This window comes from Terriglobus sp. 2YAB30_2 (assembly GCF_052114765.1).
Lineage (GTDB): Bacteria > Acidobacteriota > Terriglobia > Terriglobales > Acidobacteriaceae > Terriglobus.
In genome coordinates this window covers 162,714-178,460 of the sequence record NZ_JBFRFJ010000010.1, presented here as the reverse complement: position 1 = coordinate 178,460, position 15,747 = coordinate 162,714, and the positions used below count along the sequence as shown (strand labels likewise).

Below are 15,747 nucleotides of genomic sequence, written 5' to 3'. Positions count from 1 at the left end.
TGCCATACCTGGGGTATGCCTATCCCTGGCATTTTCAGAGTGTGTATCGAAGTGCTGAACCTATCGTGAATGATTCTGCATATACGTGTCTGTCATACAGCACACATAGTGCAACTTTTTGAAAAAAAAGACCGTTTTGGATCTGGAACCTTAAGCCCGAATTAAGCTACAGGGTCGACTCGGCGTCGGCTACGGTGGGGAACACCTTCAACACCGTATTCACCTTGGTGAGTTCCATCAGCGCGGCGATGCGCTGTTGCGGGGCCGCAACGGCCAGCCTTCGCCCCTGTTTCTGGGCTGCCAGATGGAAGTTCATGATGGCGCCGAGCCCGGCAGAGTCGACGTACGGTACCCCCGAGATATCCAGAACCACCAGGGGCTCCGTAGACGCCTTTGCCGCCGCCTGCAGTTTAGGCAGATCGCCAAGCGTCAGCGAACCGGAGAGACGCATGATGAGGATTCCCTCCAACGCACCAGGAGCAGTATCAATCTTCAGCGGCACAGGCGGCATGGTGCCTACCACTATACCAAGCAGGAACCGGGGGCGCCGGAACCGTTTTTCGCCGGGTTCCCTTCGATACAATCAACACTTATGCATCGTTGGTCTCAGCTCTTTATCCCCACCTTGCGCGAGGCTCCGGCCGACGCCGAGGTGGCAAGCCATAAGCTGCTTCTCCGGGCGGGGTATGTGCGCCAGTTGGGCGCCGGTATTTACAGCTACCTGCTTCTCGGCAACCGTTCGATCAACAAGATCGTCGCCATCGTCCGCGAAGAGATGGACGCTATCGGGCAGGAGTTCCTTCTGCCGGCGCTGAACCCCCGCGAGATCTGGGAGGCCAGCGGCCGCTGGTCTGTGATGGGCGAGAACATGTTCCGCCTGAAAGACCGCAAGGGCGCCGACCTCTGTCTGGGCATGACCCACGAAGAGGTCATGACCGACATCGCCCGCAAGGAGCTGCGCAGCTACAAACAGCTGCCGCAGATCTGGTACCAGATCCAGACCAAGTTCCGCGATGAGCCCCGTCCCAAGGCGGGCCTGCTGCGCGTCCGCCAGTTCATCATGAAGGACTCCTACAGCTTCGACATCGATGCTGCCGGCCTGGACGTGAGCTACGACAAGCACGACCGCGCCTACCGGAATATCTTCTCGCGCTGCGGCCTGGACTTTGTCGCCGTCGAGGCCGACTCCGGCGCAATGGGCGGCTCCGCCTCGCAGGAGTTCATGGTCTACACCGATGCCGGCGAAGACCTGATCGCAAGCTGCCCCAACTGCCACTACGCCGCCAATCTGGAGAAAGCCACCAGCGCCCTGGCGGTTGTCACTGAACTCGAAGACGGCATTGTCGAAGAGGTCTCCACGCCAACCCAGCGCACCATCGACGAAGTAGGCGCGTTCCTGAACGTTGCCCCGGTCTACCAGATGAAGACCATGGCAATGGTCGTCACTACTCCCGACGGCAAGTCGAAGACCATCGTCGCTTTCCTGCGCGGAGACCACATGCTGAACGAGGCCAAGCTCGCAACCGCTGTCGGCGGAGGTGAGCTGCGTCCCATGGTCGCTGAAGAGATTCTGGCTGCCTTCGGCGCTCCGGCCGGCTTCCTTGGTCCGATCGGCGTCAAAGCCGACTTCGTCATCCTCGATGCCGCCCTGGAAGGCCGCAAGAACTTGATCACCGGAGCCAACAAGGAAGGCTTCCATCTACGCAACGTCACGCCGGGTAAGGACTTCAAACCGACCCTGATCGCGGACGTCCGCAACATCAACGAAGGCGAGCCCTGCCCGAAGTGCGGCACATCGCTCAAGCTGGGCAAGGCAGTCGAGATCGGCCATATCTTCAAGCTCGGCTACCGCTACTCAGAGTCGATGGGTGCCAGCGTGCTCGATCGCGAAGGCAAGGAAGTCATGCCCATCATGGGCTGCTACGGCATCGGCATCGAGCGCATCCTCACCGCGGCCATCGAGCAGTCTGCCGCTAATCGTGGTATCGACTCCAGGGGCGAGATCAGCTATGCCATGCCGCCCTCCATCGCGCCGTTCGAAGTGGTGGTCACGGTGACCAACGTCGCCGACGAGACGCTTCGCGCAGCCGGTGAAACCGTGGCCCAGGCACTCGACAAGGCCGGCTTCGATACGATTCTCGATGACCGCGACGAGCGTGCCGGAGTGAAGTTCAAGGATGCCGATCTGGCCGGTATCCCCTTCCGTATCAACATCGGCAAGAAACTTGCCGAGGGGAAGGTGGAGTTTGTGAACCGCCTGACCAATGAGAGCGTAGATGTTGCTGTAGAGGAAGTTACGCAGGCACTGACGCGTGTCTGCGAATCTGCGTCTAAGTAAGAGAACACCTATGGCCGTAAAAGTGAAGATCGGCGGCAACAGCCGCACCGGCGCCCAGCATTCGCTGGGCGTTCGTATCCTTCGGGTCGCGCTGATCGCGTGCTCGGCGCTGCTGCTTCTGTTCTTCTCCGTCTTCGGCTACTACTACTTCAGGTATCAGAAGATCGTGGACGACCGGCTGAACGCCGGTCCCATGTTTACCAATACCTCGCAGATCTTCGCTGCTCCACGTGAGGTGCGTCCCGGCCAGAAGTTAAGCGCCGGCGCCATCGGGCAGGAGCTTCGCCAGGCCGGATACAACAACAACCCGCAGATGGGCACCTTCCAACTACGCGGCGATACCATCCTGATCAAGCCTGGTCCGCAGAGCTTCCACTCCACTGACGGCGCCACCATCACCACCGAGGATGGAGAAGTTCAGTCCATCACCGCGGAAAACGGTGTGGCGTTGCGCGGCTACGAGCTGGAACCGCTGCTCATCACCGGCCTCTCCGAAGATAAGAACCGTATCAAGCGCCGCCTGGTCAGCTACAAGGACATTCCGCAGCGCATGGTGCAGTCAGTCACTGCAATCGAAGACCGTCAGTTCTTCGAACACGGCGGCATCAACTATGCCCGTACTATCAAGTGCGGCGTGCAGGACGTGTTGAGCGGCCGCAAAGCCTGCGGCGGATCCACACTGACGCAGCAGCTTGCTCGCGGCTTCTTCCTTACGCCTGAAAAGCACATCAAGCGCAAGCTGATCGAGATCCTCATCAGCTTCCAGCTTGAGGCCCGGTTCACCAAGCAGCAGATCTTCGAGATGTATGCCAACCAGATCAACCTGGGTCAGCGTGGCAGCTTCGCCATCAACGGCTTTGGCGAAGCGGCACAGGCGTACTTCGGCAAAGACCTCAAGCAGCTTGATCTGGCCGAGTGCGCGATGTTGGCCGGGATGATTCAGCGGCCCAACTACTTCTCGCCCTACAAGCATCCGGAACGCGCGATGGAGCGTCGCAATATCGTTCTCGATTCGATGGTGGAGACGAATGCCATCACGAAGAGCGAGGCTGAGCGCGCCAAGGCAGAGCCTATCCGCCTGGCTCCGCCGAACGTCGATGCCTCTGAGGCTCCGTACTTCGTCGACGTCGTGCATGACAACCTGGTGCAGCGCATCGGTGACCAGGAACTCTCGCACCAATCGCTGCGCATCTACACCTCGCTTGATCCGGATCTGCAGCGTGCCGCGTCAGAAGCTGTCGCTATCGGCATGCAGAACGTGGATGAGATGGTCCGCAAGCAGCATCGCGGCAATGGCCCCATCACCTGGCCGCAGGTCTCTCTCGTCGCCCTCAACCCGCACACCGGTCAGGTTCTGGCAATGGTCGGCGGACGCAACTACGGCGTCTCGCAGTTGAACCACGCCACCTCGAAGCGGCCGACAGGATCGATCTTCAAACCCTTCGTCTACGCGGCTGCCTACAACGCCAGCGTGAATGGCCAGACGATCGGCGATAAAGGCATTTTCACCGCGACGACGATGCTGGACGACGAACCCACCACGTTTACCTTCGACAACGGCCGTCAGACCTACGCGCCGCGCAACTACAAGGACGAATTCCACGGCTCTGTAACCGCCATCTATGCGCTGGCGCACTCGCTGAACAACGCCACCATCTCGCTGGGACAGATGGTGGGCTTTGAGAACGTCGCTGCGCTGGGGCGCCAGGCCGGCATTGCCGCTGCACGCGGCACACCTGCTGTCTCACTGGGAGCGTATGACGCCACGCCGCTCGACATGGCCGGCGCGTACACCATCTTTGCCAACAACGGCGTGCATCTGAACCCGTGGACACTGGCCAGCGTCCGCAATCTGAACGGCGATATCGTCGCCGACTTCGCGCCCGAAGCGCGCCAGGTGCTTGATCCACGCGTCGCCGCACTCTCCACCTCGCTGATGGAAGGCGTGATGAACTTCGGCTACGGCTATGAGACCCGCAAGCGCGGCTTCATGGCTCCGGCCGCGGGCAAGACCGGCACCAGCCACGACGCGTGGTTCGCAGGCTACACCTCGAACCTGATCTGCATTGTGTGGGTAGGCAACGATGACTACACCGACGTGAAGCTTGCCGGTGCTCTGGCCGCGGCGCCCATCTGGGCGGAGTTCATGAACCGCGCCATCAAGCTGCCGCAGTACTCCGATATGAAGCCGTTCAGCTATCCGGACGGCGTCGTGCTGGAGCGGCTGGATAAGAGCACCAACCTGCTTTCTGACTCGTCCTGCCCCAACGCCTACTCAGCCGCCTTCCTCTCAGGAACCGAGCCGCACAACACCTGCTCACACATGGGCGACGACCAGCGCAACTTCTTCCAGAAGATGCTGGGCATCGGCGGACAGGCACAATCGCAGGAGAACCAGCAACCTCCCGCAGGCAACGAGCCGGGAGCTTCGCCGAATCCAGCCGCGGTACGTTCAGGCCCGCCACCAAATCCGGGGGCACAGCCGAATCCTGGTTCTTCACCGAATCCAGCGGTGGAAGAGCCGAAAAAGAAGAAGAACTTCTTGCAGAAGATCTTCGGCGGCGGAGGCGACAAGGAGCAGCAACAACCTACACAGCCTCAGCAGTAGCAAGGCTCAGAGTCGTACCGAAGGCTCGATATAAGGTCCGCCAACCCGGGCTGAGGCCCGCTGCTCCCACCACGATCAAGACGCAACCATCTGGCCTCATCTTGCTCCAATCCTGATACCCTTTCCAATGGAAAGGAAGGATTTGCATGATTGATCTGACCGGCAAAGTTGCCGTTATTTTCGGCCTGGCCAACAAGCGCAGCATCGCCTGGGGTATTGCCCAGAAGCTCTCTGAGGCAGGTGCGACCATCGCCCTCTGCTACCAGAATGAGCGTCTGAAGAGAGAAGCCGATGCTCTGCTGCCGGAGCTGAAAAGCGCCAAAGCCTTCCAGTGCGATCTCTCCGTCGATGCTGAGATTGAGTCAACCTTCGCCGCCTTCCAGCAGGAGTTCGGCAAGATTGACATCCTGATCCACGCCGTTGCCTACGCACCAGCCGATGAGATCAAGAACGACTTCATCTTCACCAGCCGCGAAGGCTTCCGCATTGCACACGACGTCAGCGCTTACACGCTGATCGCCGTCTCGCGTGCGGCGCTGCCGCTGATGACGGACGGCGGGGCCATCCTCACGCTGAGCTACTACGGCGCGGAGAAGGTCTTCCCCAACTACAACGTCATGGGCGTCGCCAAGGCTGCGCTGGAAGCGACCGTGCGCTACCTCGCCGCCTCGCTCGGACCGAAGAACATCCGCGTCAACGCCATCTCCGCCGGTCCCATCAAGACCCTGGCTGCGCGTGGCATCGGCGACTTCACCAAGATCCTGGACACCGTGACCGAGCGCGCCCCGCTGCATCGCAATGTCGATCAGCTCGAGGTGGGTGGCGCAGCAGTCTTCCTGTGCTCTCCTCTGGCCAGCGCCATCACCGGCGAGATCACCTACGTCGACTGCGGTTACAACATCACGGGAATGTAAGGAGACCCTTCATGCGCATTGCAGATGTTCTGCTGGCCGACTACGACACGGAGATCAGAAGCGCCCAGCGGCTCTTCGAGCGGCTCCCCTCCGTTGAGAAGGCCGACTGGAAGCCCCATGAAAGGTCCATGCTCTTCGGCAAGCTGGTGATGCACGTAGCCACCCTGCCGGGCTTTGGCGCCACGGTGCTCAGCGAGCCGGTCGTCGACCTCTCGCAGAGCAAGATACCGAGCTTTACCTTCGAAAGCCCGGCAGTGGCCTCTGCGGTACTGGCTGAAACCTCAGCAAAGACGCGCGCACTGCTCGCAAACATCTCCGACGAAGAGATGGAGACGACCTGGCAGTTGAAGTACCATGATCGCGTCCTCTTTACCGGTGGCCGCATCCTGGCCTACCGCACCATGTTCTTCAACCATTTCGTGCATCACCGGGCACAGCTTGGCGTCTATCTGCGCCTGCTGGAAGTTCCCATCCCCGGCATGTATGGTCCGTCGGCGGACGAGCAGAGCATTCTCGGATGAGCAGTTCACCTTACACCGCTATCGCTCGCCTTCTGCGTCCCCAGGGACGCAAGGGCGAGGTGTTGGCGGATCTGCTCACCGACTTTCCGGAGCGCTTTGAAACCACCAGCTCCGTGCTGCTGGAAAATGCTGCCGGCGAACCTACACCCGCCACGGTGGAAGGCCACTGGTTTCCCGTCGGCCGCAACGCCGGCCGTGTCGTGTTGAAGCTGAGCGGCATTGATTCCATCAATGATGCTGAAACCCTGCAGGGCAAGCTGGTGTTCGTTCCCGACGCAGAACGCGTGGCCCTCGCAGAAGACCGCGTGTGGATCGCAGATCTGATCGGTTGCGAGCTCTATCATCACGATCGCCCTATCGGCACCATTGTCGATGTTCACGGGAGTGAATCGCCGCACGGCGCATCGCTTCTCGTCGTGAAGAAACACGAGAGCGACGATGAGCTTCTGATCCCCTTCGTGCAGGCATATATCCAGTCGCTGAATCTCGATGCGAAACGCATCGAGATGAACCTGCCGGAAGGTTTGCTGGAGATCAATGGTTAACCAACAACGCCTCGCGGCTTGCGAGGCGTTTGTTGTTACCAGAGATACCACCGGAGAGAAATGGGACGGCTTTCACCGTCCCTGCGAAGCCTAACTAGCATGCGGCTTCGAAAAACCAATCAAGTTTAGTCACGTGATCCGAAGTTCCAGGCAAAGCCAACGGAGATAACCGGATACACCGTTGCATAGTCCTTGAGATCGTTCTGGATCTTCACACGCTGGCGCTGCAGGTCAGCCTGAGCACCGGCGTCGGTCGAAAGCTTGCCGCAGCCCTGCGGATCGCAGACCGTTCCATCCATGTCCAGGCCGAACTTCGGAGCTCCCGTGAAGACCACTCCGATGTCGACCGGAATGCTCCAGCGGCGGCCATTGCGCGGAATCAGATTGCCGAAACCGAAGGTGACCATCGGCGCCACCGTGCGATCGTAGGCAAAGGTGGCATTTCCCTTGACCGGGTCGGTCGCCGAGTTTGTGTAGGTGCCGTCGCCCATGTCGAACCGAGCGCCTGGATCGATATGGATAAACGCCGATCCATGGTTCTTCTGGAAGGCAAGACCCGGACTGACGTGGAATCCGCCTGCCTTATAGAACGGAAAGTAGTCGACCTGCACCTGTCCGGACTTGAAGTTGAGGTCGGCGTCATAGTTCCAGCCGCCGTTCCCAAAGGTGCCGGTATACCCAAAGAAGTTTGCACCCATGCGCAGGTTAACTCGCCGGCCAAGCGGCGTAGCTACCTCCGGTCCGAACCCGAGAGAACCAAAGCGAACTGCAGTAGCGTATTGACGAAATGGACGAATCTGGAAGGCCGACCGTCCTGCAGGAGGCGGGATGATCGCCCCGGCATCCGCATCCGCCTCGTCCATGGAGCCAATAGGCTGGGACGAGCTGCTCATATCGAGCGCGGCGAGCTGCAGTGTGGGACGATTCGACCGGCTATCTACCGACCAGTCAGAAGTTGTTGATTGCAAAGGTGACGAACTCTGTGCGTGCAGGGGGAGGGATGCGACGCCGGCGGCGGCCAGCGTAAGCATTAGAATTCGGCGTTTCAGCACGTTATTCGATGTCCTAATAGAGGGAAATTTGGTCAAGACACACACACATCTACCCGGCAGGTTTCGCATACACGATCCCCTTTTGAGGCTCACTCGTCGTTCCGGGACCCCACCCGCTCACTGCAAATTGTGGCTGACTTCGTGAACCTAGAATAGCCCGGTTTCGGCGCTTCTCAATGAATTCCGCGCAAACCGGGATTCCAAATGTACCATTCTGGGACACTAGGGTGTGCCATCAAACTCCTGCCGTCAGCGTTGCGAGCGCAAGTTTGTCCAGACGAGGCGGAGGCCGAAGGCTGTGGCGGGTCCACAGCCGAGGACGACAACGAAGTATGGGCGAATTTGCGCCGCAACCCGAAGGGCCGGGGCAGATTTTCCCGATCTCTTCGTCACTCGTCGTTCCAGTAGACCAGCTACAGTTCGCTCCTCACTCCTCGATCTCGTAAAAATCTGCTCCCGGCGCTGACGGCAGGAGTTTGATGACACACCCCAGCGTCCTCCCTCAGCGGGCGGCGTTCCGGGCCTGCATCTGCCCCGCCCACGACTCGTACAGAAGCTGCTTCTGCTCCCGCTTCCACTCCTCTTCCGGAAGCACCATCAGATCCGCTCGTGGAATTCCCGGAAACCCAGTCCCGACCGCATCGAGCCCGCCTTCGCGGTCTTCGCGGATGTAATTCTTCGAGATCTCCACATTGTTCTTCTGGATCCACGCGGAGATATGCGTCGTCCCGGCGGCACGGATTCCCGCCTCATCCCAGAAAGCAAAGTGCAACTGCCGGTTGAGCCACAGCATGCCATCCAGGTTCACCCAACTGGTGCGATGGCTGATGCCCGGATACAGCACCGTCGTAAACAGCCCCTCTTCGGTGTCCATCAGGTTTGCCGCACGCTCGCGTGTCGCCGCAAACCACGCCGGAGGATGATCGCTCATCTTCATCACCGTATCCGCATCGCCATTCATCACGTACATGGGGCCGCGCTCGGCGTTCAGCGTGTAGAGAATCGGTCCACGATCGCCCAGCACCGCCAGCGCACGATACGGAGGCGCCTGGCAGGGCAGCTTGCCGGTATCGAAGTACTCATGTGGACCGTCGAAGGTGCCGCCACCGCTCAGCAGTACCGCATGGATCCGCGTGTCGATCGCTCCGGTAATACCGCTGACAAACGCACCCATGGAGTAGCCGACTGTACCGATCCGTGCGGCATCGACTTGCGGCAGCGAACGCAGATAGCTGACCGCCTGCATCACATCCACCTGCATCAGGCCCGCAAGCCGTTGCCCCCAGTGCGGTTGATCGACGGCGGCGTCATGCGGAGATGGACTCTCACGGCTGGCACGATGCGCATTGCGCTCTCCCTCGCCGATCGGATCGTAAGTCACCGCAACCGCGCCTGCCTTTGCGAAGAGCAGGCCGCTGTAAAAGGCATACCAACTGAACTTGTCGCCGCCGTGCCCGTTCACGACCACGATGCCAGGTAGCTTCTGCCCGGGCTTCAGCAGCTTCGGATCGGGACGATAGACGATCGCCGGAACACGCATACCGTCAGCCGTCGCATAGGTCACGCGATCGGCAACGACGCCTGGCATCGGTGAGAAGCTCGACCACACCTTTGCCCCGAGCGCAGGAAGACGATCCGGAACGTAAAGCTGCCGGCGGATCTCATGCCGCCACGCAGCATTACGCGCCTCCCTCTGCGCCGGAGTGAGCGAGCTCCCCGGCTTGATGAAGTTGCCGCTGTCAAACGGAGGCTGCACCTGAAAGTACTGCTCCGGGCGAGGATCGCCGCCGCCGCCGGCAGCCACAGGAGGCACATCCACGTGGCTCTGCGCAGCCAGCACACCCGCCGCGGTCAACGCGATACTGACAAGACTTTTACGGAACAGTACGAATCGCATGGCGGCTGTCGCTCCTGATGCGGTTTTTAGTTATGGCAGCCTTGCTGCTTCGGCAACCGGATTCCAGCCATCGCTTCCCTTCAGGAAGACCGCAGGCTCAAACGGCTTTGCCTGTGCGGCAGTAAGTTGATGCGTCCATGACGGACGATGTGCCGTATCCGCTCCAGGCCCGGTGTTGCCAAACTCAGCGTAGAAGGTCTTGGCGAGGTCGGCGGCATTCGATTTCCACTCCTGCCAGCCCTGCGGATTCAACGTTGCCGGCAGCTCCGTATGCATGAAGACCCCGCGAGAGTACGCGCGCCACGGACGTCCAAGATAGAACCCTTTGCCCTCGACGTTCTCCGCCGTCACCTTTGAGTTGGTGATGACATAGCCCGTCGTTTGCTCCGCTGTCGTTCGTGACTGAGCTGTCAGATAACCGGGACGAAAGATGTGGATCTCGCTCCTGTCGAAGACCGCGGTTGCGTTGCCAAAGATGAAGTCCACGCCGCCCGCGATGTAGGAGTCCACATAGTACTGACGGCCGAAGTCGGCAAAGAGCGTGTCCTGATCGCCGAGGAAGCGACAGTGCTTGAAGATGGCTCGGTCAGAGCTGACCGCAATCGCAACCGCCTGCCCTGTGTTGCCCGCAGTGTTCTCGAAGGTGACGTTATCGGCCTGGAAGTCGTCGCCGTTGATCTCGACCGACTCCGAAAAAAAAGTACCGCCCGTCGTCGGGCCGGTGCGCGCGGCCGTAATCACCACCTGTGACGGATCGCTGCCGGTGCCGAGAAAGGTCGTATGCGCTCGGCGACGCGAGACCCATACCCGCTCCTTGTAGGTGCCGGGGGCGATGTGCAGATACAGACGTCCGTTCGGTCCGGGGTCAGGCGCGTGATCCATCGCCATCTGGATCGTGGGGAAATCGTCGCTGCTGGAGGTGTTGCCCTTCGAATCAGGAGAGACCTTCACGTGAACATCCTGTGCCGTCAGTGCAGGAACAGACACCAGCCAGGCAGCAAGCGCCAGACTCGGCGCGGCAAACATCCGTAGACGCACGACTCATCCTCCAGTAAAACGTTTTGATTTAAAGACACGATCCTCCTCCTCCGTTATGGCCGGAAGCGGATCGTGTAGAAAGCACCAAAGAGGGTCATCCCGAGCCCCCACCAGAAGGTCGAGTGAAGCTCTGCCAGAACGACAGCCGGCGGATGCGAGAACTGGTACGCGCCGATCGGCAACAGCACCAGGCCGTAACCCAGGCAGAGAATTCCGACGAAGAACCAGATGGAGAGCGACCGACGGCCGCTCTCGGGTGCCGTTACCGACGAGGACGCCGGATGCGGATGAACATTAGGGTGAGGCGTTTGACCGGACATTGAGGCTTCCTCCTACCAGAAGATGATATTGACGATCACGAGCAAGACGGCCACAACCCCGGCCCAGAAGATTGGACGCTGCCACAGCGGAACTTCATCCTCTGCAGGAATGACCGTGGCTCCATAGACCAGCCCGTTGAGCTCCTCATCGGACTTCGCCTTGCCCATATAGCTGACCACTACGGTGATGCCAACGCAGATCAGCCAGCTCCACAACGCGCGATACAGATTCTCCGCCATCGGCTTCGCATCCGGGGAAAGCGCGATATACCGCAGCGCACCGGGATCTTTATAGACCCAGATCCACATGACGATCGAGGAGAGCGTTCCGATCAGCAGACCCCAGAAACCACCAGCGTTCGTGCTGCGCTTCCAGAGCATGCCCAGGATTACGGTTCCAAACAACGGGGCAATGAAGAAGCTGAACAGCGCCTGCACGTAGTCCATGATCGAAGCCGCATTCATCACCAGGTACGCCGTCGCAACCGACAGCAACATACCCACCACCGTGGACGCACGGCCAACCATGACGTAGTGCTTGTCGGGAGCATCCTTCTTCATGAAGGCGCCGTACAGGTCATAGGTCCACACCGTGGAGAAGGCACTGACGTTACCCGCCATGCCACTCATAAAGCCTGCAACCAGCGCAGTGATGCCAAGGCCAAGAAGTCCAGGACCGCAATAGCGCACCAGCATCAGTGGAAGAGCTTCGTTGAAGCTGTGTTGGCCGGTACGGATCGCTTCGCTCTCCGAGACCAGGTGCATCAGCGTTCCATCAGGATTACGCAGCACGGCAATCGCCAGCACGCCCGGCAGAATCACGATCAGCGGCACAGCCATCTTGAAGATGGCGCCGATGATTGGAGCCATCTTGGCCGCGCGGAGGTTATTGGCGGAGAGCACACGCTGCACCACCAAGAAGTCCGTCGTCCAGTAGCCGAAGCTGATGACGAATCCAAGACCGAAGACCAGGCCGGTCCAGTGGATACCCATCGCGTTGCCCTGGAAGCTGCCGGTGTTAGCCCACAGATGCATGTAGCTTTCGTTGCCGATCTGCGCAGCGATCTGATGCTTCAGGTTGGTCCAGCCGCCGGCCTCGATCAGGCCGAGAATCGGCACCAGCGCAGCGCCCGCCCAGATGAGCACAAACTGCAGCACTTCATTGATGATGGCCGAACGCAGACCGCCGAGCATGACATACAGGCCGACCGTAAAGGCGCCCACCCAGATGGAGAAGTTGATATCCCAGCCGAGTACGACCTTCATCACCAGCGCCATCGAGTACATGTTCACGCCGCTCATCAGCACCGTCATGACGCCGAAGGTGACCGCGCTGACCGCACGCGCGCCTTCACCGAAGCGTAGCTGCAGATAGCCCGGAACCGAGTGCGTCTTGGAGATGTAATAGAACGGCATCATCACGATGCCCAGGAAGAGCATCGCGGGAATCGCGCCGATCCAGTACCAGTGCGTCGCCAGAAGGCCGTACTGGTAGGCCGTTCCTGCCCATCCCATCAGCTCCAGCGAACCCAGATTCGCAGAAACGAAGCTGAGACCCGCAATCCAGGCCGTCATCTCACGACCCGCAAGGAAGAACTCTTCGCTGGTATTGGCTGAATCCTTCACGTAAAAGCCGATGAAGATCACCAGCACGAAGTACATCAGCAAAATCAAAATGTCGGGCCAGGACAAGGTAGCAAGCTGCCTGGCACTCAAGAGCGCGAGCGCGAGATGGGTCATAGTGGCGGTTCGGTCTGCGAATCCATCATCAACGATAGACGATTATTTTCGCAGGCCGAATTATATCAATGGGGTTTTATCTTTGGCTCCCAGAGAATACGTTTTCTCGCTAAGACGTATAAACCGCAGGGATAACCGGCTATACGCCCGTCCAACAGGACGTTGCGTTCAGCGCAACGATTTCTCAAGCTTCACCCCAACGAACAAGATCGTTGGGGTGGTCACTCGTCTAATGCGCCGACCGGTAGTTGCCGTATCCCACAATCACCGTCGAAAGAATCAGCAGCCCTACACCGCACGCAAGCACTGCCTTCGCCCGCGGGCTCGCCGACTTCCATTCCTTCAGACTCACACCCCAGATCGCCGCAAAGATGATGATCGAAGCCATATGCAACGTCCAGCTCGAAAAGTCATACTTGCCCATCTTGGTCTGGCCCATCGAGTAGAAGAAGAACTGGAAGTACCAGATGATGCCGGCTGAGGCCGCACAGAGATAGTTCTTCGCCAACTGTCCGCCGGTGAGTTTGTTGACGCCACCGGCCTGAGGATCAGAGACCGCACCCGCAAGCTGTCCTGCCGAGCGCTTCCGCAGGATCAGCCACGTTGACCATGCAAGGTTCGTCGCAAAGCCGCCCCACAGCACCACGATCAACACCGGCAGGTTCTGCCAGAGATCGAGCCGGCCCTGCGCGCGCAGCTCAACGGCGGCGATATCGCCGATCGGCTTGCCTGCCGCCAGACCAAAGGCAAAGAACGAGCTCATGATGCCGGCGAAGACCGCGACCACAATACCCTTACCAAACGAAAGATCTTTCTGCTGCTCGCTCGTCGGTGTCTCATCGGCCGTGTCACGGTCCTTGTAGTAACCGGCAAGGCCATTCACCGCGATCGCCAGCAGGCACACGCCTACACCCAGAAGAATGATCCGCCCGCCGGTCTGGCTGGCGATAACACTGAGCTGCCCTGCCAGCATGGGCGGAATCAGCGTGCCGAAGGCCGTGCAGAAACCTAGCGCAACCGCGTATCCAAGCGCGATACCGAGATAGCGCACCGCAAGTCCAAAGGTCAGGCCGCCAAAGCCCCAGGCCACGCCATAGAGAACGGCATGGACAACAGCCTCACGCGGAGAGCGAGAGAGGATCTCGCTTACATGCGGAACAAAGATCCAGGCGATGACCGAGGGAGCGATGAGCCACGCAGCGACGCCCTGAATGATCCAGTAGATCTCGAACGACCAGCGCCGGATGGCGCGAAACGGAATGAAGTTACTGGCTGACGCAAGTCCGCCAAGCCAGTGATACAGGACGCCGAGCAGAGGTCCGGGCATGCAAACTTTCCTTTAGCTGCAAAAGATAGGTACGGCTATGCTGAAAAACATCCATGAGACGGCTCAGATACCAAGAAGAGCCTTCCTTCATTAGGTGAATAGTTTCTCATGTGAATTCACACTCTGGTAGTATGTGCGTTGCAGTAATCGAAATCATTTCCAAGGACCCTGACGATGGAACGTAGCGTGTCATCTCTTCCGCAGGAGAAACAGGAGCGCGTGTGGCGCGCTCTCGATGGACTCCAGATCGAGATTCCATCGTGGGGCTTTGCCAATACCGGAACCCGCTTCGGCAAGTTCATTCAGGCGGCCGCCGCCACCAACCTGACCGAAAAGTTCGCGGACGCCTCTGAAGTCCATCGCCTGACTGGCATCACGCCCACTGTGGCACTGCATGTGCTGTGGGATCTCCCCGAAGGCGAAGGCAGCGTTGCGCAGGTGAAGGAGCTGGAGCAGGCCTACGGCGTGCGCGCCGGCTCCATCAATCCAAATCTCTTCCAGGATCAGGAGTACAAGTACGGCTCGCTTTGTAACCCTGACCCGGCCGTTCGCGAAAAAGCCGTGCAGCATATGCTGGCCTCAGTCCGCATCGCCAAGGCTCTCGATTCGCGCGATATCTCGCTGTGGGTCTCCGATGGATCGAACTATCCCGGCACACAAAGCATCTCCCGCCGCATCGGCTGGCTGGAAGAAGCTCTCAAAGCTACCCACAATGAGATGGCGCCGACACAGCGTCTGCTGGTGGAGTACAAGCCCTTCGAGCCTGCCTTCTATCACACCGATATCGCCGACTGGGGTATGGCCTACTCACTCGCCAAGGCTGCAGGACCGCAGGCCGTCGTCCTTGTCGATACCGGACATCACGCTCTGGGCACCAACATCGAACAGATTGTTGCGTGGCTGCTTCGTCTGGGCGTTCTGGGCGGCTTCCACTTCAATGACCGCAAGTTCGCTGACGACGACCTCACCATCGGATCGATCGATCCATACCAGGTCTTCCGCATCTTCCACGAGATTCTGAGCTACAAGACCTGGAACGAGGTCCACGAAGACCAGATCGCCTACATGATCGACCAGAGCCATAACCTCAAGGGCAAGATGGAGGCCATGGTACAGACTGTCATGCAGGCGCAGGAGCTCTTCGCCCGCGCCGCCCTGGTGGACCAGCATCTGCTCGCCGAGCTGCAGGACGCCTGCAAGCTGGTCGAGGCCGAAGAGCACTTCCGCGGCTGTTTCTATACCGACATCCGCCCCATGGTTGCCGAGTGGCGCCAGTCGCGCGGTTTACCCGCAAATCCCCTCGAAGCCCTGCGTACCAGCGGCTACGTGGCGAAGATTACCGAAGAGCGGGCGGCAAAAAACAGCAATACCCAGAGCTCTTACGCCTAACCCGCATCATCGCCCTAGGCGGCTCTATGATGGTTCCTTCATAATGGAAGGCACCTGA

The 15,747-nt window shown here is 59.6% G+C and carries 13 protein-coding genes; 6 read left to right on the top strand and 7 right to left on the bottom strand.

The features are described 5' to 3' along the window. Positions 1-166: 166 nt before the first annotated feature. Positions 167-511, bottom strand: coding sequence for an STAS domain-containing protein (locus AB4Y89_RS16180; protein ID WP_147650166.1), 345 nt, complete (start codon positions 509-511; stop codon positions 167-169). Positions 512-592: 81 nt separating this feature from the next. Between AB4Y89_RS16180 and AB4Y89_RS16175 the strand changes: the two genes are divergently transcribed. From AB4Y89_RS16175 to rimM, 5 genes are all read left to right on the top strand, one after another. Further along, positions 593-2,338, top strand: a complete 1,746-nt coding sequence (locus AB4Y89_RS16175; protein ID WP_442301975.1) for a proline--tRNA ligase — start codon at positions 593-595, stop codon at positions 2,336-2,338. 10 nt (positions 2,339-2,348) lie between these two features. Further along, the gene (locus tag AB4Y89_RS16170) at positions 2,349-4,946 is read left to right on the top strand and encodes a transglycosylase domain-containing protein (protein WP_442301974.1); all 2,598 of its coding nucleotides are present in this window, start codon (positions 2,349-2,351) and stop codon (positions 4,944-4,946) included. A gap of 146 nt (positions 4,947-5,092) precedes the next feature. Next, positions 5,093-5,860, top strand: a complete 768-nt coding sequence (locus AB4Y89_RS16165) for an enoyl-ACP reductase FabI (RefSeq protein WP_442301973.1) — start codon at positions 5,093-5,095, stop codon at positions 5,858-5,860. An 11-nt stretch (positions 5,861-5,871) separates the two neighbouring features. Further along, the gene (locus AB4Y89_RS16160; protein WP_442301972.1) at positions 5,872-6,381 is read left to right on the top strand and encodes a DinB family protein; all 510 of its coding nucleotides are present in this window, start codon (positions 5,872-5,874) and stop codon (positions 6,379-6,381) included. Next, positions 6,378-6,926 carry a ribosome maturation factor RimM gene (gene rimM / locus AB4Y89_RS16155; protein ID WP_442301971.1) on the top strand — a complete coding sequence of 183 codons (549 nt, stop codon included), beginning with the start codon at positions 6,378-6,380 and terminating at the stop codon, positions 6,924-6,926. The genes AB4Y89_RS16160 and rimM overlap by 4 nt, the downstream gene beginning before the upstream one ends. A gap of 125 nt (positions 6,927-7,051) precedes the next feature. Here rimM and AB4Y89_RS16150 read toward each other — a convergent pair whose 3' ends face one another. From AB4Y89_RS16150 to AB4Y89_RS16125, 6 genes are all read right to left on the bottom strand, one after another. After that, positions 7,052-7,978: a hypothetical protein gene (locus tag AB4Y89_RS16150; RefSeq protein ID WP_442301970.1), complete on the bottom strand. Its 927-nt coding sequence runs from the start codon at positions 7,976-7,978 to the stop codon at positions 7,052-7,054. Between the two features lie 502 nt (positions 7,979-8,480). Then, a complete protein-coding gene (locus AB4Y89_RS16145) occupies positions 8,481-9,875 on the bottom strand; it encodes an alpha/beta hydrolase family protein (RefSeq protein WP_442301969.1) in 1,395 nt (464 codons plus the stop codon). Positions 9,876-9,905: 30 nt separating this feature from the next. Then, positions 9,906-10,913: a pectinesterase family protein gene (locus tag AB4Y89_RS16140; RefSeq protein ID WP_442301968.1), complete on the bottom strand. Its 1,008-nt coding sequence runs from the start codon at positions 10,911-10,913 to the stop codon at positions 9,906-9,908. Between the two features lie 53 nt (positions 10,914-10,966). Next, positions 10,967-11,233, bottom strand: coding sequence for a hypothetical protein (locus AB4Y89_RS16135; RefSeq protein WP_442301967.1), 267 nt, complete (start codon positions 11,231-11,233; stop codon positions 10,967-10,969). Between the two features lie 12 nt (positions 11,234-11,245). Next, a complete protein-coding gene (locus AB4Y89_RS16130; protein ID WP_442301966.1) occupies positions 11,246-12,973 on the bottom strand; it encodes a sodium:solute symporter family protein in 1,728 nt (575 codons plus the stop codon). Positions 12,974-13,202: 229 nt separating this feature from the next. Continuing rightward, positions 13,203-14,300, bottom strand: coding sequence for an L-rhamnose/proton symporter RhaT (locus AB4Y89_RS16125; RefSeq protein ID WP_442301965.1), 1,098 nt, complete (start codon positions 14,298-14,300; stop codon positions 13,203-13,205). A 174-nt stretch (positions 14,301-14,474) separates the two neighbouring features. Here AB4Y89_RS16125 and AB4Y89_RS16120 point away from each other — a divergent pair, with 174 nt between their 5' ends. Then, positions 14,475-15,689 (top strand): TIM barrel protein, encoded by a 1,215-nt coding sequence (locus tag AB4Y89_RS16120; protein WP_442301964.1) that lies wholly within the window; start codon positions 14,475-14,477, stop codon positions 15,687-15,689. Positions 15,690-15,747 lie beyond the last annotated feature (58 nt).

What these genes read in the sequence shown, in the direction of transcription:
- AB4Y89_RS16175 (WP_442301975.1), top strand. Translation starts at nt 593, where the DNA reads ATGCATCGTTGGTCTCAGCTCTTTATCCCCACCTTGCGCGAGGCTCCG.
- AB4Y89_RS16180 (WP_147650166.1), bottom strand. Translation starts at nt 511, where the DNA reads ATGCCGCCTGTGCCGCTGAAGATTGATACTGCTCCTGGTGCGTTGGAG.
- AB4Y89_RS16145 (WP_442301969.1), bottom strand. Translation starts at nt 9,875, where the DNA reads ATGCGATTCGTACTGTTCCGTAAAAGTCTTGTCAGTATCGCGTTGACC.
- AB4Y89_RS16125 (WP_442301965.1), bottom strand. Translation starts at nt 14,300, where the DNA reads ATGCCCGGACCTCTGCTCGGCGTCCTGTATCACTGGCTTGGCGGACTT.
- AB4Y89_RS16120 (WP_442301964.1), top strand. Translation starts at nt 14,475, where the DNA reads ATGGAACGTAGCGTGTCATCTCTTCCGCAGGAGAAACAGGAGCGCGTG.
- rimM (WP_442301971.1), top strand. Translation starts at nt 6,378, where the DNA reads ATGAGCAGTTCACCTTACACCGCTATCGCTCGCCTTCTGCGTCCCCAG.
- AB4Y89_RS16130 (WP_442301966.1), bottom strand. Translation starts at nt 12,973, where the DNA reads ATGACCCATCTCGCGCTCGCGCTCTTGAGTGCCAGGCAGCTTGCTACC.
- AB4Y89_RS16135 (WP_442301967.1), bottom strand. Translation starts at nt 11,233, where the DNA reads ATGTCCGGTCAAACGCCTCACCCTAATGTTCATCCGCATCCGGCGTCC.
- AB4Y89_RS16160 (WP_442301972.1), top strand. Translation starts at nt 5,872, where the DNA reads ATGCGCATTGCAGATGTTCTGCTGGCCGACTACGACACGGAGATCAGA.
- AB4Y89_RS16165 (WP_442301973.1), top strand. Translation starts at nt 5,093, where the DNA reads ATGATTGATCTGACCGGCAAAGTTGCCGTTATTTTCGGCCTGGCCAAC.
- AB4Y89_RS16170 (WP_442301974.1), top strand. Translation starts at nt 2,349, where the DNA reads ATGGCCGTAAAAGTGAAGATCGGCGGCAACAGCCGCACCGGCGCCCAG.